Here is a 19,080-nt window from a genome sequence, read left to right as displayed (position 1 = left end):
TCGGTGGACGTGATTACCGGGCTGATCAAGGCCAATATCCCGACGCGGATCGCGTTCCAGGTATCGAGCAAGGTGGACAGCCGCACCATCCTGGACCAGATGGGTGCGGAGGCGCTGCTGGGCCAGGGCGACATGCTGTTCCTGCCGCCGGGCACCGGCTATCCGCAGCGGGTGCACGGGGCGTTCTGCGCCGACGATGAGGTACACAAGGTGGTCGAGTACCTGAAGACCACCGCCGAGCCGAACTACGTGGAAGGCATTCTCAACGGTGGCTTCGAAGCCGAGGCCGCCTCGGGCGGCGGTGGCGGTGCACCGTGGGAAGGTGGCAGCGGCGATCCGGAAGGCGATGCGCTCTACGACGAAGCCGTGGCGTTCGTCATCAAGAGCCGTCGCGCGTCGATCTCATCGGTGCAGCGCCAGCTACGGATCGGCTACAACCGCGCCGCGCGCCTGATCGAACAGATGGAGACCGCCGGACTGGTCAGCCCGATGGAAACCAACGGCAACCGTACGGTGCTGGTACCGCCATCCGAATGATCACCGCCGCCCTTCCGGGGGTTTTGGCGTTATTGGTACGCCCGAGTGATCGATGCCTTGAATGGCCCGCCGGGTTTGTGCTATAAACTCGCTTTTTCCAGAAGTCAGGGAACATCCAACCATGGCACGAGTATGCAAAGTCACCGGCAAGCGCCCGGTGACCGGGAACAATGTTTCCCACGCCAACAACAAGACCAAGCGTCGCTTCCTCCCGAACCTCCAATCCCGTCGTTTCTGGGTTGAGAGCGAAAATCGCTGGGTGCGTCTGCGTGTATCCAACGCCGCCCTGCGTACCATCGACAAGGTGGGTATTGAAGTCGTGCTGGCCGATCTGCGCGCCCGCGGCGAACTGTAAGCGAGGCAACGACCATGCGTGAAAAGATCAAACTCGAATCCTCCGCCGGTACCGGTCACTTCTACACCACGACCAAGAACAAGCGGACCAAGCCCGAAAAGATCGAGATCAAGAAGTTCGATCCGGTCGTTCGCAAGCACGTGATGTACAAGGAAACCAAGCTCAAGTAATCGGAGCTTGCCATCCCTGGCTTCAGTGCTCGTAACAAAAAACCCCGCCATCGCGGGGTTTTTTGTTTGGCGCTGCCGAGGCAGTAAACCGCCCATGGCAGCGGGGGCAAAAGGCAATGCCTGCCGCGCTTATCCCCTGCCGTCGCTGTCGTCCACCGCCCACACCTCGCGCAACCCGTCGCGCAGCAGTGCCAGCATCGGCTCCTCTTCGCGATCGGCCGAATAGATGAACTGGAGCGGTGCCGACGTGACCACTTCCCCCGCCCGCCACAACGCGATGGAGCCATCGGCGGCAAAGCGGCGCGCGGTCCGCTCCGCCAGGATCGCCATCCCCAGCCCGGCACGGATCAGTTCCACCAGCGTGGCCTCTTCGTCGAACTCGCCCACCTTGCGCGGCGAGATGTTCTTCTCGCGCCACAGCTCCTGCGTGATGGTCGCCAGGCTGTTGAACTGGGAGACCCCCAGCCAGGGCATCTGCCCCAGCGTGCGCCACTCGCCATCCTCCGCCTGCGCGGCCCATTCCGGCGGCATCGCGATACAGAAACCGATTTCCGACAGCACCATGTTGTTGACGTTCTGGTAGGGGTTGCGCCCCAGGTAGAAGCCACCGTCCAGGCCTTTCTTGCGCACCTCGTTCAGCACCACGCCGGAGATCGCGTGCTGGGTCTGGACTGAAATCAGCGGATGTCGACTACGCAACAGCGCCAGCCACGGCCCCAGTTTCAGGCGCGAGGGCACCCCGATGGTGCCGATGCGCACCTTGCCCTTGAGTTCGCCCACCAGCCCCCGCGCACGTTGCAGCATGCCGCGCGACGATGCCAGGATGTTCTCGGCCTCCGGCAGCAGGATCTTGCCCGCCTCGGTGAGCTGCACCCCGCCTGGATAACGCTCGAACAGCGAGCTGCCCAGCTCTTCCTCCAGGGCCTTGATCTGCGCCGTGACGGCCGGCTGCGACAGGTGCAGCAACTCGGCCGCCTGCGTCAGGTGCCCCTGCTGCGCCACCGCGACGAAAGTACGAAGTTGATAGATTTCCATCGTCAAATTATCGCCCCAATTACCCTGCGTTGTCGTCGCGCGGTGCATGGCCACCTGTAGTCGCGAAACGCTAATTTCGCCTTTCCTGGTAAGACTGATGCAACGCAGCATCAGAAATGCTGATTCCCGACATCAGAAATTGCAATTGGCGCGGGAATACCCAGGATGCTTAGAGTGCTCCACAAGCCGGATAGCCGGCCGCCGACGTTCACCCCTTCAGGAGACAAGCATGGACGAAGCACTCATCCAGCGAATCCAGAGCAATCCCAAGTTCACCCAGTTGGTCGAGACACGGTCCAGGCTGGGCTGGACCCTGTCCATCATCATGCTGGTGATCTATTACGGCTTCATCCTGGTGCTGGCGTTTTCGCCCACCACCTTCGGCACGCCGATCAGCGCGGGCAGCGTGACCACCATCGGAATTCCGGTGGGCGTGCTGGTCATCCTCTCCGCCTTCGTCATCACCGGTGTCTACGTACGCCGCGCCAACACCCAATTCGATCAACTCACTCGCGAAATCGTCGAGGAGGTCCGTCAATGATGCGTTCGCTTCAATCCCGTGCCGCACTCTCCGTCGCCGGCCTGGTCGCCTGCCTGCCCGCCTGGGCGGCCGACGCCATCACCGGCGATGTCAAGCAGCGTGACCTGAACTGGCACGCCATCATCATGTTCTTCGTGTTCGTGGCCTTTACGCTGGGCATCACCTACTGGGCAGCGCGCCGCACCCGGTCGGCCAAGGACTTCTACGCCGCCGGCGGCGGAATCTCCGGCTTTCAGAACGGCCTCGCCATCGCCGGCGACTACATGTCCGCCGCGTCGTTCCTGGGTATTTCCGCATTGGTGATGACCAGCGGTTACGACGGGCTGATCTACTCCATCGGCTTCCTGGTCGGCTGGCCGATCATTACCTTCCTGGTGGCCGAGCGCCTGCGCAACCTGGGTAAGTTCACCTTCGCCGATGTGGCGTCGTATCGCCTGTCGCAGACCCCCGTGCGCACCTTCGCCGCCGTCGGCACGCTGTGTACCGTGGCGCTGTACCTGATCGCGCAGATGGTGGGCGCGGGCAAGCTGATCCAGTTGCTGTTCGGCATGAGCTACCTGTCGGCGGTGATCCTGGTCGGTATCCTGATGGTGATGTACGTGACCTTCGGCGGCATGCTGGCCACCACCTGGGTACAGATCATCAAGGCGGTGATGCTGCTGTGCGGCGCCACCTTCATGGCGATCATGGTGCTCGCCACCAGCGGCTTCAGCTTCGAAACCATGTTCCAGACCGCCGTCGCCAGCCACCCGAAGGGCCTGGCGATCATGAGCCCGGGCGGCATGGTATCCAACCCGATCGACGCCATCTCGCTGGGCGTGGGCCTGATGTTCGGGACCGCCGGCCTGCCGCACATCCTGATGCGCTTCTTCACCGTGAAGGATGCCAAGGAAGCGCGTAAATCGGTGTTCGTCGCCACCGGTTTCATCGGCTACTTCTACATCCTCACCTTCATCATCGGCTTCGGCGCCATCATGCTGGTGCTGGGCAAGCCGGAGTTCACCGAGACCATCGTCAAGGACGGCCAGCCGGTGTCCCAACTGATCGGCGGCGCCAACATGGCGGCGGTGCACCTGGCCAACGCGGTCGGCGGCGACTTCTTCCTCGGCTTCATCTCCGCCGTGGCGTTCGCCACCATCCTGGCGGTGGTGTCCGGCCTGGCGCTGTCAGGCGCCTCGGCGGTATCTCACGATCTGTACGCCAGCGTGTTCGCCAAGGGCCGCGCCACCGAAGCCAAGGAAATCCGCGTATCCAAAATGGCCACCGTAGCGCTGGGCATTGTGGCCATCCTGCTGGGTATCCTGTTCGAGAACCAGAACGTGGCCTTCATGGTGGGTCTGGCATTCGCCATCGCGGCCTCGGCCAATTTCCCGGTGCTGTTCCTGTCGATGTTCTGGAAGGGCCTGACCACGCGCGGCGCCGTGGTGGGCGGGCTGGTCGGCCTGCTCAGCGCGGTGGTGATGATCGTGCTCGGACCGGCGGTGTGGGTGAAGACACTGGGCCACGCCCAGGCGCTCTTCCCGTACGAAAACCCGTCGATCTTCTCGATGCCGCTGGCCTTCCTCACGATCTGGATCGTCTCGTCGCTGGACAACAGCGCCCAGGCCGCCAGGGAGCGTGCGCTGTTCATCCCGCAGTTCATCCGCTCGATGACCGGTATCGGCGCCGAGGGGGCGTCCAAGCACTAGGCGTCGCCGACCAGACCGGCCTGATGGCGTTGCCCTCCGCGTCGCCAGGCCGGGTATTGTCACCGGCTCACGCCTTGAAACGGAGCATGCCGCAGCATCGCCCGGCAACCGCTCTGGCAACGCCCCGCGCATGCGGGGCGTTTGTACTCGCGTTTTCAACATCCAGGCAGGATCAGCATGCCCGCACGTTTCGATTTCAGCCGCCCGCCATTCGACTGCCTCACCGAAATCGAGCGCAGCGAATTCGATGAGGTCATGGACCTGGAATACTTCGCCGCCGGCGAAACGGTGATCGGTCCGGACCAGGAGGTCGATGCGCTGTACGTAACGATGAAGGGCGGCGTGGTCGAGGCCGGCTCCGACGACCCGGCCGCCTACCGCAGCGGCGCGCCTTTCGATACCCGCGCGCTGGTGGCGGGCCGGGGCACCAGCCATCTGGTGGCGCAGGAGGACAGCATCCTGTTCCGCATCCCCCGCGATACCGTGCTGGCGCTGACACGGCGCAACCCGATGTTCGGCGCGTATTTCTACCAGGACGTCGCCAAGCGGCTGGCGTTCCTGGCGCATCGCCCGTTCCAGCGCGAACTGCAATCACTGTGGATGGCGCGCGTGCGCCAGGCGCCAGTGGGCGAGCCACGCTGGCTGGACGACCGCGCCAGCGTGCTGGATGCCGCCTGCGCCATGCGGCAGCACCACGTCACCTCTGTGCTGGTGCGTGGCGCCGAAGGCGTGGGCATCTTTACCCAGAGCGATCTGCGCAATGCCGTGATCGACGGCGTGGATACCCGTAGCGAGGCAGTGGCCTTGCGGGCGCGTTACGAACTGCATACCGTCGAAGAAGACGACTTCCTCTACCAGGCCATGCTGACCATGACCCACCACGGCATCCAGCGCGTGGTGGTCACCCGCGAGGGCGAGGTGGTCGGCGTGCTGGAACAGATCGACCTGTTGGCCTTTCTCTCCAACCATTCCCACCTGGTCGCCGCGCAGATCGAACGCGCCGCCACGCTGGACGAACTGCGCCAGGCCGCGCGCGACATGGAACGCATGGTCACGCTGCTGCACGGCCAGGGCGTCAAGGTGACGCTGATCGCCGAACTGGTGAGCGAACTGCATCACAAGCTGCTGGCGCGGTTGTTTGCCATGGTCGCGCCGCCCAACGCGCTGGCGCACGTCTGCCTGCTGCTGCTCGGCTCCGAAGGGCGTGGCGAGCAGATCATGAAGACCGACCAGGACAACGCGTTGCTGATCGAGGACGGCTACCGCCACCCCGACCTGCCCGCCGCCGCCGCGCGTTTCAACGAACTGCTGGTGGAGTTCGGCTATCCGCCCTGCCCCGGCGGCGTGATGCTGAGCAACCCGCGCTGGCGCCAGGAAATCGGCCCCTTCAAGCGTCAGCTCGAACAATGGATGGATCACCCGGATGGCGAAAACGCCATGAACCTGGCGATCTGGCAGGACGCCACGCCCATCGCCGGCCGCACCGATCTGTATGAACAGGTACGCATGCACTTCACCCGCTGGTTCGCGCAGGACGGCGGCCTGCTGGCGCGCTTTGCGCTGCCGGTGGAACAGCATTTCGATACGCCGCGCCCGCTGCTGGCGCAACTGTGGGGCGCCGAGCAACGCGATGCCCTCGACCTGAAGAAAAGTGGCATCTTCGTCATCGTGCACGGTGCGCGCAGCCTGGCGCTGGAAGCCGGCGTCATCGGCGCCAACACCTATCGCCGCCTGGATGCGCTGGCGCGCGGTGGCCATCTCGACAAGCAGCAGGCGCGCGATCTGGCCGAAGCCCTGGCCTTCCTGCAAGCGCTGCACCTCGGCCACGCATTGCGGCAGGTACAGGAAGGCAAGCCGGTCGATTACCGCATTGCCCCCAACGAACTCACCACGCTGGAAAACGACCTGTTGAAAGACACGCTCGCCGTCGTCAAACGCTTCCGCGCGCACCTGCGGCACCACTTCCAGCTGGATACGCTGTAATGCGGTCGCTGCTGCAATCCGTCCGGCGCGACTGGCAACGCCGCCACCTGCGCGACGCCGACTACGCCTTCTTGTTCGATGCCGCGCCGCCCGACGAGTACGTCAGCCTGGATTGCGAAACCACCAACCTGGACCCGCGCCGTGCCGAACTACTGGCCATCGCCGCCGTACGGGTGCGGGGGCGGCGCATCCTCGCGTCGGAACGACTGGTGCTGCCGGTACAGCCCGAAGGCAACATCGACCGCGCCGGCATCGCCATCCATGCCATCCGCCAGCAGGACGCGGCGAACGGCCTGTCACCGCGCGACGCGCTGGCGCAGTTGTTGCGCTTCATCGGCCCGCGTCCGGTAATCGGCTACTACCTGGAATTCGACCTCGCGGTGATCGACCGCTACCTGCGCCCCTGGCTGGGCATCGGCCTGCCCAACCGCCGCATCGAAGTATCCGCGCTCTACTACGACCGCCATGTCAGTGCCTACCGTCCCGAGGTCGATCTCTCGCTATCGGCCATGCTGCGGGGCCTGGCGCTACCCGACCTGGGCCGCCACGACCCGCTGAACGACGCGCTGATGGCGGCGCTGATCTACCTGAAACTCAGTCAGCCCGGTGTGCCAGCTCAGTCCTGACGCGGGCTGACATCGATATTGCACCGCAATATCAGCGTAATTGATTCCATACATCAAAAAGCATGATTGGATTCGGCGGTATCGGGGTTTTACATTAGCGTCCACCTGTAGCAAGCACCCTATCACCGTCGCTTTTCGCACTCGTTTTTCCGTCCGGTGCGAACGGCCCCGAACCGACAACAAGGAGCACGCATGAGCAGCATCGATTCCGTCCTCAAGGAAAACCGCCTTTTCCCGCCGAGCGACGATTTCCGCGTCAAGGCCAATGTCTCGGGCATGGAGGGCTACAACGCCCTGTGTGAGAAGGCCAACAACGATTACGAAGGCTTCTGGGGCGACCTGGGCCGCGAGCTCATCACCTGGAAAAAGCCGTTCGACAAGGTACTGGACAGCAGCAACGCCCCGTTCTTCAAGTGGTTCGAGGATGGCGTGCTCAACGTCTCCTACAACTGCATCGACCGCCACCTGGAAACGCGCGGCAACAAAGTCGCCATCATCTTCGAAGCCGACGATGGCTCCGTCACCAAGGTGACCTACCGCGAACTGCACCAGCGTGTCTGCCAGTTCGCCAATGGCCTGAAGAGCCTGGGCATCGCCAAGGGCGACCGCGTGGTCATCTACATGCCGCACGGTATCGAAGCCGTGGTGGCCATGCAGGCCAGCGCCCGGATCGGCGCCATCCACTCCGTGGTGTTCGGTGGTTTCTCCGCCGGCGCCCTGCGCGACCGCATCGCCGATGCCGCCGCCAAGGTAGTGATCACCGCCAACGAATCGGTACGCGGCGGCAAGGCCGTGCCACTGAAGGCCGTGACCGACGAGGCGCTGGGCCTGGGCGGCTGCGACTCGATCGAAAAAGTCATCGTCTACCAGCGCACCAACGGCAAGTGCGAATGGGACGACACCCGCGACCTGTGGTGGCACAACCTGGTCAAGGGCCAGGCGAGCGAATGCGAACCCGAATGGATGAGCGCGGAAGACCCGCTGTTCATCCTCTACACCTCCGGCTCCACCGGCAAACCCAAGGGCATCCAGCACAGCGGCGGCGGCTACCTGCTGGGCACGCTGGTCAGCATGAAATGGGTGTTCGACTACAAGGATACCGACGTCTACTGGTGCACGGCCGACGTGGGCTGGATCACCGGCCACAGCTACGTGTGCTACGGCCCGCTGGCCATCGGCGCCACCCAGGTGGTGTTCGAGGGCGTGCCCACCTACCCGGATGCCGGCCGCTTCTGGCAGATGATCGAAAAACACGGCGTGACCACGTTCTACACCGCGCCGACCGCCATCCGCTCGCTGATCAAGCTGGGCGGCGACCTGCCCAAGCAATACAACCTGTCCAGCCTGCGCCTGCTGGGCACCGTCGGCGAGCCGATCAACCCCGAAGCCTGGATCTGGTACCACGAAGTGGTCGGTGGCGGCCGTTGCCCCATCGTCGATACCTGGTGGCAGACCGAAACCGGCGCCAACATGATCGCCCCGCTGCCGGGCGCCGTGGCGACCAAGCCCGGCTCATGCACCCTGCCGCTGCCCGGCATCATCGCCGACGTGGTGGATGAGGCCGGCGCCCCGGTGGAACCGGGCAAGGGTGGCTTCCTGGTGGTGAAGAAGCCATGGCCGTCGATGGTCCGCACCATCTGGAACGACCCGGATCGCTTCAAGAAGACCTACTTCCCGGATGATTTCAACGGCAAGCTCTACCTCGCCGGCGACTCCGCCCACTTCGACGAGAACGGCTACATCTGGATCATGGGCCGCATCGACGACGTGCTGAACGTTTCGGGCCACCGCCTGGGCACGATGGAAATCGAATCCGCCCTCGTGGCCAACCCGCTGGTGGCCGAAGCCGCCGTCGTCGGCAAGCCGCACGAGATCAAGGGCGAGGCCGTGGTGGCGTTCGTCGTGCTCAAGGCCAACCGCCCCGAAGGCGAGAAGGCCACGCAGATCGCCAAGGAACTGCGTGAATGGGTAGCGCACGAAATCGGCAAGATCGCCCAGCCGGATGAAATCCGCTTCGGCGACAACCTGCCCAAGACCCGCTCCGGCAAGATCATGCGCCGCCTGCTGCGCGTCATCGCCAAGGGCGAGGAAGTCACGCAGGACACCTCGACGCTGGAAAACCCCGCCATTCTGGATCAACTGCGCCACAGCGCACTGTAATCCCCCCGATCAAGATCACGGCAGTACTTTTCGACCCGCCTTCCGGCGGGTCTTTTTTTTGTTCCACACCCCACCACATGGCAGGCCATTTGTATTCGCTCAAATTGATTCCCGTGTTAGCATCGCTGGGCATTCCAGGGCCGATGCGGTCGCGGGATGCGAGCAACCCCTTGTGCGCGGCCTGGTGCCGCGTTTTTTTCGTCAGGCAGCCTCGTTACAATCATGGACCTTACTTCTTCCCGGATTACAGCCGTGTCCTCCCCTGTCGAAGCGTCTCATCCGCCCCTGGAAGGTAGCGCCCTCGCCGTCCTTCAGCACTTTCGCCTGATCGTCGCCGCGATGCAGGGCCACTACCGCAGCATGTACAAGCAGACCGGCTTATCGGGCGCACAGTTGTGGTTTCTGCGGGAAGTGGCGGCCGAACCTGGCCTCACGCTCGGTCAGGTGGCGCAGCGGCAGGCGATCCATCAATCCACCGCCAGCAATCAGCTCGAAAAACTGGTACGTCGCGGGCTGGTGCAACGGATCAAGGGTGAAGAGGATCGCCGCCTGACACGGCTGCAACTCACTGCGGCAGGCCTCGCCACGCTGGAAGAAACCCCCGGGCCACCCCGTGGCGTGCTCCAGGAGCTGCTGGTCAGCATGCCGCATGCGGAGCTGCAGCAACTGGACACCGCACTGGCCGGGCTGGTGGAGCGGCTGGCGCCGTGGCTGGATCAGAACGACACCGCCGTAAAGACACCACTGGCCGCGATGCTCGAACAGGGCGACCAGCCCGACTGATTCCGGGTCGGTCGCACCGCTCGCCGGCCACGCCAGGGCGCCGCGACGTGCATCCGCTGAGGCCGCGCGCCGGCCCGCAATGTCACGCCTGCACATCGAACGCGGCACGAAACTCTGCTGGCTGCATTGCGTGGTCGGGCCACCTGCCAGGGGCCCAATCGCCTCCCGGCCCTTGTTTTTTCAGCGCTTTGCCTCAATACAGGTGATCTCGCTCCGACACGCGGCCACACCGTCGGCCAGCCCGGCGCGGCCAGTTGGGCAATCATGGCCCGCCATGGCCGGCCAAAACCGTGTAAACAGAGCAATCCGCGCCCATCGCGCCACCTTCCCGAGCCGCCCGAGGTGCCCATGTTCATCGAATTTCCCGGTTCACCCTACAAGCTGTTCCAGCCGTTCCCCCCTGCGGGTGACCAGCCCACCGCCATCGACGGCTTGCTGGAAGGGCTGGACGACGGCCTGAAGTTCCAGACGCTGCTGGGTGTGACCGGCTCGGGCAAGACCTACACCATGGCCAACGTGATTGCGCGCTCCGGTCGCCCAGCCATCGTAATGGCCCCCAACAAGACACTCGCGGCGCAGCTCTATGCCGAGTTCCGCGAATTCTTTCCCGAGAACGCCGTCGAATACTTCGTCAGCTACTACGACTACTACCAGCCCGAAGCCTACGTTCCCAGCCGTGACCTGTTCATCGAAAAGGATTCGTCGATCAACGAGCACATCGAGCAGATGCGGCTGTCGGCGACCAAGGCCATGCTGGAGCGGTCCGACTGCGTGATCGTCGCCACCGTGTCGGCGATCTACGGTATCGGCGACCCCACCGAATACCACCAGATGATCCTGCACCTGAAGGAAGGTGACACGCTCGCCCAGCGCGACATCATCCGCCGCCTTTCCGCGATGCAGTACGACCGCAACGAAACCGACTTCGGCCGCGGCACCTTCCGCGTACGCGGCGACGTGATCGACGTCTTCCCGGCGGAAAACGCCGAGTTGGCACTGCGTATCGACCTGTTCGACGATGAAGTGGAAAAGCTCAGCCTGTTCGATCCGCTGACCGGCCACATCAAGCAGCGCGTGGGCCGCTACACCGTGTTCCCGTCCAGCCACTATGTCACCCCACGCGATACCGTGTTGCGTGCGGTGGAAACGATCAAGGAAGAGTTGCGCACCCGGCTGGCGTTCTTCAACAAGGAACAGAAGCTGGTCGAAGCGCAGCGGCTGGAGCAGCGCACGCGCTTCGATCTGGAAATGCTCAACGAAATGGGCTTCTGCAAGGGCATCGAGAACTACTCGCGCCACTTTTCCGGCAAGCAGCCCGGCGAAGCGCCACCCACGCTGATCAACTACCTGCCCGAAGGCGCGTTGATGTTCCTGGACGAATCGCACGTGATGATCGGCCAGATCGGCGCCATGTACAAAGGCGACCGCTCGCGCAAGGAAAACCTGGTCGACTACGGCTTCCGACTGCCCAGCGCGCTGGACAACCGCCCGCTCAAGTTCGAGGAATTCGAGCGGATGATGCCGCAGACCATCTTCGTCTCGGCCACACCGGCCGACTACGAAGAAAAGCATCAGGGCCAGGTGGTCGAGCAAGTGGTACGCCCCACCGGCCTGATCGACCCGCGCGTGGAAGTACGCCCCGTCGCCACACAGGTGGACGACGTCCTCTCCGAAATCAACAAGCGCGTGGCGCTGGGCGAGCGGGTGCTGATCACCACGCTGACCAAGCGCATGTCCGAACAGCTCACCGAATACCTGAGCGAACACGGCGTGAAAGTGCGCTACCTGCACTCCGACATCGAAACCGTGGAACGCGTGGAAATCCTGCGCGATCTGCGGCTGGGCGTGTTCGACGTGCTGGTCGGCATCAACCTGCTGCGCGAAGGCCTGGATATCCCCGAGGTATCGCTGGTGGCGATCCTGGACGCCGACAAGGAAGGCTTCCTGCGCAGCACCCGCAGCCTGATCCAGACCATCGGCCGCGCCGCGCGCAACCTGAACGGCACCGCCATCCTCTACGCCGATACCATCACCGACAGCATGCAGCGCGCCATCGGCGAGACCGAACGCCGCCGCAACAAGCAGATGGCGTTCAACGCCGAGCATGGCATCCAGCCACGCAGCGTGGTCAAGCGCATCAAGGACATCATCGACGGTGTGTACAACGAAGAAGACGCCGCCGCCGCGCGCATCGAACGCAAGCGGCACGCCCAACTGGAGGAGCTGGACGAGAAACAGCTCGCCAAGGAACTGAAGCGCATCGAGAAGGAGATGATGGAAGCGGCCAGGAATCTGGAATTCGAAAAAGCCGCCAGCCTGCGCGACCAGCTCAAGCTACTGCGCGAACGCGCATTCGGGCATCAGTAGCCGACCTGGCAGCCACAAACGAAACGGGCGCCTTTGCAGGCGCCCGCTTCGTTTCACCGCCAGCCTGCCACATCAGACTTCTTCTTCCTCCGGCGTGCCGCGGCACCAGCGCGGCAGGATGCTATAGCCCAGCCCCTTGCCGCGACACAGCCACTGGATGGCGCCGTTCTCGTCCTGCTGCGGCAACAGATGCAAGGTCTTGCCGGTCAGCCCGCCCGTGCCGAAGGTCAGCGAGATCACCCCGCTCTCCGGATCGATGTGCGCCTCGGACAACACCTGCGGCAATGGCGCCTTCACCCCCGCATCGGTCAGCGTCGCCGGGATCTCCTCGGTTTCGGTGTAATGCGCCGTCACCGCCACGGTTGCCTGTTGCGCATAGGCCGACACCTCGGTCATCTGCGCGCGGTTGGTGTATTCCACGTAGGCCGGCACAGCGATGGCGGCCACGATGCCCAGCATCGCCACCGCCCCGAACCCCACCACGGCCAGGATCACGATCAGCGCCCCGGCATCCGCCTGACCACGCCCGGCCCCCTGGTTGAAACGTCGATCCCACTTTTCATCATCGGTACAGAGGAACACGATGCCCTCCACCAGCGCGATCAACCCCGGAATCAAGGTCCAGAAGAACAGCAGGTAGAACACGCCCCACCACTGGCCCAGATAAAAACGGTGCACACCCAACCCGCCCAGCAATAGCGCCAGCACACCCGCCAGCGACTTCTGCTTGTAGCGCTTGCCCCCTACCGGCTTGCCGCCGCAGAACGGACACGTAGCCGGCACCGGCTGCGGCTGTTGCCTGCCGCAGGACCCGCAGAACACCAAATTCGACATGACTCCCCCTGCCTCGATATCGGGCCATGGCTGACCCTGTTGTTGACGCGCACGACGGTGCGCAGCCGCCATTCTAGCGGGCAGGCCCCTTTGCTTTCAAATTGAGTAAATAAACAGGCAACAACCGCGCCAATGTTGCTCGTATTGCTAGGGCGTGTCGTCACCTGTTTCACGACAGCGTTCGGTGCAGTTCGGGATGCCGCGCCAGGAGCTGGGCGCGCGGCGGTATGGATACCGCAAGCGGCCTGCGACACCGCGCCGCGCCCGAAATGCCCCGAACCCGCAGGGCTGGGCCGAAAAAACACCATCCACTGCGTTGCGCTCCTTGCCAATAACCGGTTATTGGCTGCGTCGCGCGCCTGATGGCTGGTGCTTTTTCGGCCCAGCGCTGCCGCGAAACAAGTGACGACACGCCCTAGCCTCACCGGCAGCGACGCCAGGTCCGCTGCGAATCCCCACATGGGCAACGTCATAGGACAACGGATTGCCGGCGTGGAAACCGGCATCACTACCCGACTGGCCGCTAGCCGTTTCGACGGATCGGCACAGCGGCATTTTCTCGATATCGACAAGATCGGCGTCATCGCGCAATGCCGCCAAACGCGCGACGCCACGCCAGCACTGGTGTTCCATATCGGGGATTCGCGTTCCGACCTGCCGCTGTTCGGCAAGGTGGGATTCGCCGTTACGCAGAATAGCTCCGCGCAGGCGCGGGCGGCCGCTCACGTCGCGCTGGATTCGGACAAGCTTTACGAGATACCGACCCAGGTGCCCGGCCTGCTCGACCTACCCGCGCAACCTCAATCCTGAGCGGCGGATCAGCCCGGATCGAACGGCAGCTCCTTGGGCGCGCGCTGCAAATGCCGCAGCAACTCGCAAGGATTCAGCCCGAAGTGCGCGCTGAAGCGACGCGAGAAACTGGCGATCTCCTGGTAACCGACGGCGGCCGCCACCTGGCCGACATTGCCCCAGCCCGCCAGCAGCAGCTCCCGCGCGCGCGCCATGCGCCGCGCCACGATCAGCCGCTGCGGCGCGTGGCCCAGATGCTTGAGACACAACCGCTGAAAGTGCGCGGTGCTGACGCCGTGCCGCGCCGCCAGCGTAGCCACGCGCCAGTCCGCGTCGGGCGCGCGGGTCACATCGTCGAACAGCGCACGCAGTGCCGCCGCCTGCGCGTCGCCCGCCTCGCTGCTGTCGAGCATGCGCTTGAGCAGGTCGGCCACCAGCACCAGCGCGCCGGCCGACAGCGATTCATGATCGCGCCGCGCCTCCAGGCATAACGCGGCAACGGCGTGGAACAGCGTTTCGGCATCGCGCACCGGCCGTACCTGCGCCGGGCCGGCCGCCGCGATCGGCCAACTCGGCGCATCGTTCAGCAGGAACCACGCGATGCGCCATTCGGTGCCGGTCATGCGAAAGCCGGAATGTCCCAGCGCCGGCAGCACCGCCAGTTGCCCTGGCCCCACCGGCAAGCGCTGCTCGCCATCGATGACCTCGCCCTCCCCCTCGGCGCTGACCAGCACCACATGGAACGGCGCGCCCACACGCTCGACGTGCAGGCTGTCGCGCGCTTCGGAAAACCCGGCCAACAGCATGTCGTAATCGCCCAGCGCGCGCAGGTGCGGATGATGGAAAATGCGCGCGCCCACCCCCAGTTGCCGCGTGCGCGGGCCGGCCTCAAACAGCTCCTGGTAGATGGTGGACATGGCAATGTGCGATCTGGACAAACGAGGGGGTCAGATTGCGACATTCGCGAGCCATACTCAATGGCTTATCTTGCACAGACACCCTCGGGCGTGGCGTTTTCGTCACACCCGCCCGGGCAACACCCCGGCACCATGTCGTCGACCGCGCAGCATGCCGCCCGCGCCGGTACGACAACAATCAGGCATCCCCGATGCCGCTACACGAGGAGCTCAACGCATGACCCCCACCGTTCGCGCCCTACCCCTGGCAATGGCCCTGCTCGGCGCTTCCGCCATCACGCACGCCGCGCCCAAGCTGATTTCCTACCTGCCCACCTGGCAATCGGACGAAGATCGCGCCCGCGCCGCCGAGGTGCTGCCGCAACTGGACATGGGCCTGTATTCGTTCATCGCCGTGCAGCCGGACGGCACCGCCTTCGTGCCCGAAGAATCGAAGGCCGTGGCCGAAAGCTGGCGCAAGGCCTTTGCCAACGCACGCAAGGTCAACCCCAAGCTGGGCTGCCAGTGGGCCATCGGCGGCTGGACGCTCTCGCGCAACATTGCCAAGGTTGCCCAGACCGAAGCCACCCGCAACAAGCTGGCCGCCACCTCCGTGGCCATCATGCGCGATTACCAGTGCCAGGGCCTGGACCTGGACTGGGAACATCCGGTCACCGGCGGTGACTACGCGGCCGATGCCTCCGAGGCCGACCGCGACAACTACATCAAGCTGTTGCAAGCGCTGCGTACCGCGCTGGATGCCCAGGCCAAGAAGGACAAGGCCACCTATGTGCTGACCGCCGCCATCCCCAACACCGCCGGCGGCTGGAGCATCTCCGGCTATGACCTGCCGCGCGCCGCCGAGCTGCTCGACTGGGTGAACCTGATGAGCTACGACTTCTACGGCGGCTGGAGCGGCCACGCCGGCCTGCACGCCACGCTCTACCCCACCCCGGGCGAGCCGGATGCTGCCATCCTCAACGGCGACGGCGGGGTGAAACACTTCCTGTCCAAGGGCTTCAAGCCGTCGCAACTGGTGCTGGGCGTGCCGTTCTACGCGCGCGGCCAGGGTAACGTCGAACCCGGCCCCAACAACGATGGTCTGGCCCAGCCCTCCAAGGGCCCCGGCCTGACCAAGTACCCCGAAGCCGGCACCGCACAGTACTACCTGGCGAAGAAGGACGTGATCGGCCAGCCCGGCTGGAAGTCGTTCCGCAGCAAGGAAGCCGGTGATGCACCGTACCTGTACAACGCCGAGCTGAAGGAACTGGTGAGCTACGACGATCCGCAATCGCTGAAAGTGAAGGTGGACTACGTGAAGGCCAACAAGCTGGGCGGCGTGATGATCTGGGAACTGACCCAGGACGACGCCGAGCACACGCTGTTCAAGGCGCTGAAAACCAATCTGAAGTAAACCGCATCGCCCGATGCCGGACGCCCCCTCGGGGGCGTCCGGCCTTTTGGGAGTCGCGCGGCGACCGCCCGGCCCGCCACGTGGTCGCCCCGTTCCGCGGCACCGTCACCAGTTCACGCCAGCGCCCTCCAGCAACCCGATCAACGCCCGCGCAATCGCCTGGTGATCGCGCTCCGACGGGTGCCAATGGCAACCATGCTGGTCCAGCTTGCCGTACTCGAAATACAGCACGCGCTTGTCGCCAGCCGCCCCGACTTCGGCCACCGCCTGTTTCACCGTCGCCGCGAAGGCGCTGGGCGGCCAGGATTCGGTAGCAGTCGCCACCAGCAGGGCATCCGGGCCGTAGCGCTGGCGAAGATCGGCGAGCAAGGCGAGATACGCCTGCTTGAACTGCTGCGGAAAGGGATCGGCGATCAGGCTGCCCATCTGCGCGGGCACGACGCCGAAATCATTGAGCCCCAGCCCGATCGCCACCACCTGCGGCCGCCAGCTTGCCGGTTGCGGCCAGCGGCTGTCGGGCACGCTGGGCAGGGTGCGCTGGTAGAAAACGGGAAACGCCGGCAGCGACGCCATACCCGCATAGTTGCGCACCAGGCCAATGCCGGAATACGCGTTGATCTGCACGTCCGCACCAAAATGCCGCGCAGTCAGCGCGCCGTAGCTGCGCTGGGCGTCGGTGCGGTCGAACACCTCGGCATCGCTACACTGGCGCGTGGTGCTGCGCAGGCCGTAGCCCACCGTGTTCGAATCGCCGATGAACTCGATCTGCCGCTGGCGAGCGGGCGGGGGTGGCAGCACGGCGCCATCCCGATCCGCCACCAGCCCCAGGAAGCGACCGACCCGATCCGGTGCTTCGCTGCGCCCGGCCAGCCGCAGCGTATGCTCGCCCGGCGCCAGTCCTTCCACCCACACCGTGCGCCGGCCGGGCTTGCGCAGATCCATCACCCGCTTGCCATCGACCTCGACGTCGAAATTATTGATCGCATCGTCGAAGCGCAGGCCGATCCGGGTGCCGCGAAACCGCGCTTCGAAATAGACACCCGGCCAACCGTAGCGGGCACCATCTCCGTCGATCTGCACCCGCCCCACGGTGCGCACTGTCGCTGGTGACGCGGTGGTGGCTTCCTCCGCCGCGTGGAGCAACGGCATCGCCCCGGCCAGCACCAGCAATGCCAGCCAGACGATACGCCTTCGATATCCGGTCCACCCCATGCTTGTTCCCTCCCTCGATGTTTTGCCTGCATTGTGGGAAGTCGGCCCAGGTAAATCCACGCACCAAACGGTACAGCACAAGCCAGGAACAATCCTGCATCCGGCAGCGCCCGCCTCAACATGCCGGTTATTGCCAGCGGTGTTGTTTCCAGTTCCAAAGAAAACCTTACCGTTGCGGCCACCTTATCCTTGGGTCAAGTACGCCTGTAGACGGAGGGCTTTCTGATTGATGGGGCACGCCTTGCCCGCAACGGCCATTGAAGTGGCATGCCCGAATTTCCTGACCAATCGACAGTAGTCTTCGGCCTCCCTGGGGCAAAAATCCAGGCTGAGCAGTTCGGCAGTCTTGGTGCCAATAGCGTCTTTTTCGGCACTTGAGATCAGCGCCACTCGTTGCCTCAATGCACGCGCCAAACCACTCTTGACGACCTTGCCAAACGGCAAAGCCGGATCCTTGATAAGGACCAGGCAACCAACTCTTGCAGCGTCGGCATCCCCAAATCGAATGGAAGCGATGATACGTTCGCCCAAATGGGAAATGCGCAAGGCCGGGTGATCAATGGGGGGATTGCAATCGAACCTGGCGAGATCCTCATCGAGAAATCGCCCCAGCGCTTCATAGGTGTCTATCGCGTGCATCGATGTGATTTCTCCAAAATTGCTGTACCCCAAAGCAGTTACCGCACCGGCAACACACGTGGCTCCAGCGGCATTGCACGCGGCGTGGCGTGCAACTGCCGCAGCATCTCACTGGGATTCACCCCAAAATGCTGCTGGAAGCGGCGGCTGAAGCTGGCGATCTCCTGATAACCGACGGCGGCGGCCACGTCGCCCACGCGCTCGCAGCCGGCCACCATCAGCCGTCGCGCGCGTTCCATGCGTTGCGCGATCACCAGTTGTTGCGGCGTGGCGCCCAGATACCGCACGCACAAGCGCAGCAATTGCTCGACACTGACGCCATGCGCCTGGGCCAGCGCCTCCACCCGCCATTCGCGGGCCGGATCCTGCCCCACCTGATCGAACAGCGCCCAGAGCCGGGGGCTGTGCGCATCGGGCGGCGCGCTCTGCGCCAGCATGCGCTGGAACAGGTCGAGCACGGTGACCAGCGCCATGCCTGCGCCGGACACGCGATGGCCGACCTCATGGCAGAACAGCGCCAGCGCATGGAAGAAGCTATCGGCGCCGGGCGCGGCGGCAACACTGGCGCGCGGCCCGGCGAAGCGGGACCAGCGTGGCGTGGCATCCAGCAGCAGCCACCCTAGTTGCCATTCCTCTCCCGTCAGGTGCAGCCCGCGCCGCGCGGGCCCGGCGGGCAATATCCCCAGCATCCCCGGCGCCAATGGCAGTCGCCGCTCGCCGTCGATCAACTCACCGCTGCCTGCCACGCACACCACGGCGATATGGAACGGCGCATCCACCCGCTCGACGAGAAAACGCCGCCGGATATCCGAATAGCCCGCAAAGAAAATATCGTGATCGGTGAGCGGCAGATGCTGCCGCAGGTGGTAGACCCGCCCGCCGATGCACTGCTGGCGGCACGCGGGGTCGATATCGAACGATTCCTGGTAGCTGGCGCTCATGGACATGCCGGATTCGGACAAATAGCCAGCCAGATTGCGACATTCCCATGGCATTTACAAGGCGGTAGGGTACGACCTGCCCGTGGGATTCGGCCAAACGTAATGAATGC

18 protein-coding genes are annotated in these 19,080 nt (G+C 64.4%); 12 read left to right on the top strand and 6 right to left on the bottom strand.

The genetic code is table 11. The features are described 5' to 3' along the window. From FAZ21_RS17470 to rpmG, 3 genes are all read left to right on the top strand, one after another. Window positions 1–537: DNA translocase FtsK (locus FAZ21_RS17470; RefSeq protein WP_281279791.1), on the top strand; the 537-nt coding region annotated here is incomplete at its 5' end. Window positions 538–658: 121 nt separating this feature from the next. Further along, window positions 659–892, top strand: coding sequence for a 50S ribosomal protein L28 (gene rpmB, locus FAZ21_RS17465; RefSeq protein ID WP_018749484.1), 234 nt, complete (start codon window positions 659–661; stop codon window positions 890–892). 14 nt (window positions 893–906) lie between these two features. After that, on the top strand, window positions 907–1,062 hold the full coding sequence (rpmG, locus tag FAZ21_RS17460) for a 50S ribosomal protein L33 (protein WP_136774711.1): 156 nt from the start codon (window positions 907–909) through the stop codon (window positions 1,060–1,062). A 129-nt stretch (window positions 1,063–1,191) separates the two neighbouring features. Here the strand turns inward: rpmG and FAZ21_RS17455 are convergent, their stop codons facing one another. Next, window positions 1,192–2,097 carry a LysR family transcriptional regulator gene (locus FAZ21_RS17455; RefSeq protein ID WP_136774710.1) on the bottom strand — a complete coding sequence of 302 codons (906 nt, stop codon included), beginning with the start codon at window positions 2,095–2,097 and terminating at the stop codon, window positions 1,192–1,194. 229 nt (window positions 2,098–2,326) lie between these two features. On the opposite strand from FAZ21_RS17455, the gene FAZ21_RS17450 reads away from it, so the two are divergent. The 7 genes from FAZ21_RS17450 to uvrB all read left to right on the top strand — a co-directional run bounded on the left by FAZ21_RS17450 (window position 2,327) and on the right by uvrB (window position 12,245). Further along, window positions 2,327–2,638 carry a DUF485 domain-containing protein gene (locus FAZ21_RS17450; RefSeq protein ID WP_136774709.1) on the top strand — a complete coding sequence of 104 codons (312 nt, stop codon included), beginning with the start codon at window positions 2,327–2,329 and terminating at the stop codon, window positions 2,636–2,638. After that, window positions 2,635–4,326 (top strand): cation acetate symporter, encoded by a 1,692-nt coding sequence (locus FAZ21_RS17445; protein ID WP_136774708.1) that lies wholly within the window; start codon window positions 2,635–2,637, stop codon window positions 4,324–4,326. The genes FAZ21_RS17450 and FAZ21_RS17445 overlap by 4 nt, the downstream gene beginning before the upstream one ends. 177 nt (window positions 4,327–4,503) lie before the next feature. Then, window positions 4,504–6,309, top strand: coding sequence for a DUF294 nucleotidyltransferase-like domain-containing protein (locus FAZ21_RS17440; protein ID WP_136774707.1), 1,806 nt, complete (start codon window positions 4,504–4,506; stop codon window positions 6,307–6,309). Further along, on the top strand, window positions 6,309–6,935 hold the full coding sequence (locus tag FAZ21_RS17435; RefSeq protein WP_136774706.1) for a 3'-5' exonuclease: 627 nt from the start codon (window positions 6,309–6,311) through the stop codon (window positions 6,933–6,935). The genes FAZ21_RS17440 and FAZ21_RS17435 overlap by 1 nt, the downstream gene beginning before the upstream one ends. A gap of 192 nt (window positions 6,936–7,127) precedes the next feature. After that, a complete protein-coding gene (gene acs, locus FAZ21_RS17430) occupies window positions 7,128–9,095 on the top strand; it encodes an acetate--CoA ligase (protein ID WP_136774705.1) in 1,968 nt (655 codons plus the stop codon). A gap of 252 nt (window positions 9,096–9,347) precedes the next feature. Further along, window positions 9,348–9,878: a MarR family winged helix-turn-helix transcriptional regulator gene (locus tag FAZ21_RS17425; protein ID WP_169307473.1), complete on the top strand. Its 531-nt coding sequence runs from the start codon at window positions 9,348–9,350 to the stop codon at window positions 9,876–9,878. Between the two features lie 348 nt (window positions 9,879–10,226). Next, window positions 10,227–12,245 (top strand): excinuclease ABC subunit UvrB, encoded by a 2,019-nt coding sequence (gene uvrB, locus FAZ21_RS17420; RefSeq protein ID WP_136774703.1) that lies wholly within the window; start codon window positions 10,227–10,229, stop codon window positions 12,243–12,245. Window positions 12,246–12,317: 72 nt separating this feature from the next. Here uvrB and FAZ21_RS17415 read toward each other — a convergent pair whose 3' ends face one another. Beyond that, window positions 12,318–13,079, bottom strand: a complete 762-nt coding sequence (locus FAZ21_RS17415; RefSeq protein ID WP_211243516.1) for an NINE protein — start codon at window positions 13,077–13,079, stop codon at window positions 12,318–12,320. Window positions 13,080–13,538: 459 nt separating this feature from the next. Here FAZ21_RS17415 and FAZ21_RS20645 point away from each other — a divergent pair, with 459 nt between their 5' ends. Then, on the top strand, window positions 13,539–13,889 hold the full coding sequence (locus tag FAZ21_RS20645) for a hypothetical protein (protein WP_211243515.1): 351 nt from the start codon (window positions 13,539–13,541) through the stop codon (window positions 13,887–13,889). 8 nt (window positions 13,890–13,897) lie between these two features. On the opposite strand, the gene FAZ21_RS17405 is transcribed toward FAZ21_RS20645, so the two are convergent. After that, the gene (locus FAZ21_RS17405) at window positions 13,898–14,785 is read right to left on the bottom strand and encodes a helix-turn-helix transcriptional regulator (RefSeq protein WP_136774701.1); all 888 of its coding nucleotides are present in this window, start codon (window positions 14,783–14,785) and stop codon (window positions 13,898–13,900) included. 217 nt (window positions 14,786–15,002) lie between these two features. Here FAZ21_RS17405 and FAZ21_RS17400 point away from each other — a divergent pair, with 217 nt between their 5' ends. Continuing rightward, the gene (locus FAZ21_RS17400; RefSeq protein WP_169307472.1) at window positions 15,003–16,178 is read left to right on the top strand and encodes a glycoside hydrolase family 18 protein; all 1,176 of its coding nucleotides are present in this window, start codon (window positions 15,003–15,005) and stop codon (window positions 16,176–16,178) included. A 105-nt stretch (window positions 16,179–16,283) separates the two neighbouring features. On the opposite strand, the gene FAZ21_RS17395 is transcribed toward FAZ21_RS17400, so the two are convergent. The 3 genes from FAZ21_RS17395 to FAZ21_RS17385 all read right to left on the bottom strand — a co-directional run bounded on the left by FAZ21_RS17395 (window position 16,284) and on the right by FAZ21_RS17385 (window position 18,970). Further along, window positions 16,284–17,390, bottom strand: coding sequence for an SGNH/GDSL hydrolase family protein (locus FAZ21_RS17395; RefSeq protein ID WP_246038761.1), 1,107 nt, complete (start codon window positions 17,388–17,390; stop codon window positions 16,284–16,286). A gap of 183 nt (window positions 17,391–17,573) precedes the next feature. Then, the gene (locus FAZ21_RS17390) at window positions 17,574–18,029 is read right to left on the bottom strand and encodes a hypothetical protein (RefSeq protein ID WP_136774699.1); all 456 of its coding nucleotides are present in this window, start codon (window positions 18,027–18,029) and stop codon (window positions 17,574–17,576) included. Between the two features lie 38 nt (window positions 18,030–18,067). Next, window positions 18,068–18,970 (bottom strand): helix-turn-helix transcriptional regulator, encoded by a 903-nt coding sequence (locus tag FAZ21_RS17385; protein WP_169307471.1) that lies wholly within the window; start codon window positions 18,968–18,970, stop codon window positions 18,068–18,070. Between the last annotated feature and the right edge of the window lie 110 nt (window positions 18,971–19,080).

It is taken from the genome of Chitiniphilus eburneus (genome assembly GCF_005048205.1).
Lineage (GTDB): Bacteria > Pseudomonadota > Gammaproteobacteria > Burkholderiales > Chitinibacteraceae > Chitiniphilus > Chitiniphilus eburneus.
Note: the sequence above shows the minus strand (reverse complement) of the source record. Positions and strands in the feature narration are given on the sequence as shown.

Bases quoted from the DNA above. Each gene is read 5' to 3' on its own strand.
- rpmB (WP_018749484.1), top strand. From the start codon at position 659: ATGGCACGAGTATGCAAAGTCACCGGCAAGCGCCCGGTGACCGGGAAC.
- rpmG (WP_136774711.1), top strand. From the start codon at position 907: ATGCGTGAAAAGATCAAACTCGAATCCTCCGCCGGTACCGGTCACTTC.
- FAZ21_RS17455 (WP_136774710.1), bottom strand. From the start codon at position 2,097: ATGGAAATCTATCAACTTCGTACTTTCGTCGCGGTGGCGCAGCAGGGG.
- FAZ21_RS17450 (WP_136774709.1), top strand. From the start codon at position 2,327: ATGGACGAAGCACTCATCCAGCGAATCCAGAGCAATCCCAAGTTCACC.
- FAZ21_RS17445 (WP_136774708.1), top strand. From the start codon at position 2,635: ATGATGCGTTCGCTTCAATCCCGTGCCGCACTCTCCGTCGCCGGCCTG.
- FAZ21_RS17440 (WP_136774707.1), top strand. From the start codon at position 4,504: ATGCCCGCACGTTTCGATTTCAGCCGCCCGCCATTCGACTGCCTCACC.
- FAZ21_RS17435 (WP_136774706.1), top strand. From the start codon at position 6,309: ATGCGGTCGCTGCTGCAATCCGTCCGGCGCGACTGGCAACGCCGCCAC.
- acs (WP_136774705.1), top strand. From the start codon at position 7,128: ATGAGCAGCATCGATTCCGTCCTCAAGGAAAACCGCCTTTTCCCGCCG.
- uvrB (WP_136774703.1), top strand. From the start codon at position 10,227: ATGTTCATCGAATTTCCCGGTTCACCCTACAAGCTGTTCCAGCCGTTC.
- FAZ21_RS17415 (WP_211243516.1), bottom strand. From the start codon at position 13,079: ATGTCGAATTTGGTGTTCTGCGGGTCCTGCGGCAGGCAACAGCCGCAG.
- FAZ21_RS20645 (WP_211243515.1), top strand. From the start codon at position 13,539: ATGGGCAACGTCATAGGACAACGGATTGCCGGCGTGGAAACCGGCATC.
- FAZ21_RS17405 (WP_136774701.1), bottom strand. From the start codon at position 14,785: ATGTCCACCATCTACCAGGAGCTGTTTGAGGCCGGCCCGCGCACGCGG.
- FAZ21_RS17400 (WP_169307472.1), top strand. From the start codon at position 15,003: ATGACCCCCACCGTTCGCGCCCTACCCCTGGCAATGGCCCTGCTCGGC.
- FAZ21_RS17395 (WP_246038761.1), bottom strand. From the start codon at position 17,390: ATGGGGTGGACCGGATATCGAAGGCGTATCGTCTGGCTGGCATTGCTG.
- FAZ21_RS17390 (WP_136774699.1), bottom strand. From the start codon at position 18,029: ATGCACGCGATAGACACCTATGAAGCGCTGGGGCGATTTCTCGATGAG.
- FAZ21_RS17385 (WP_169307471.1), bottom strand. From the start codon at position 18,970: ATGAGCGCCAGCTACCAGGAATCGTTCGATATCGACCCCGCGTGCCGC.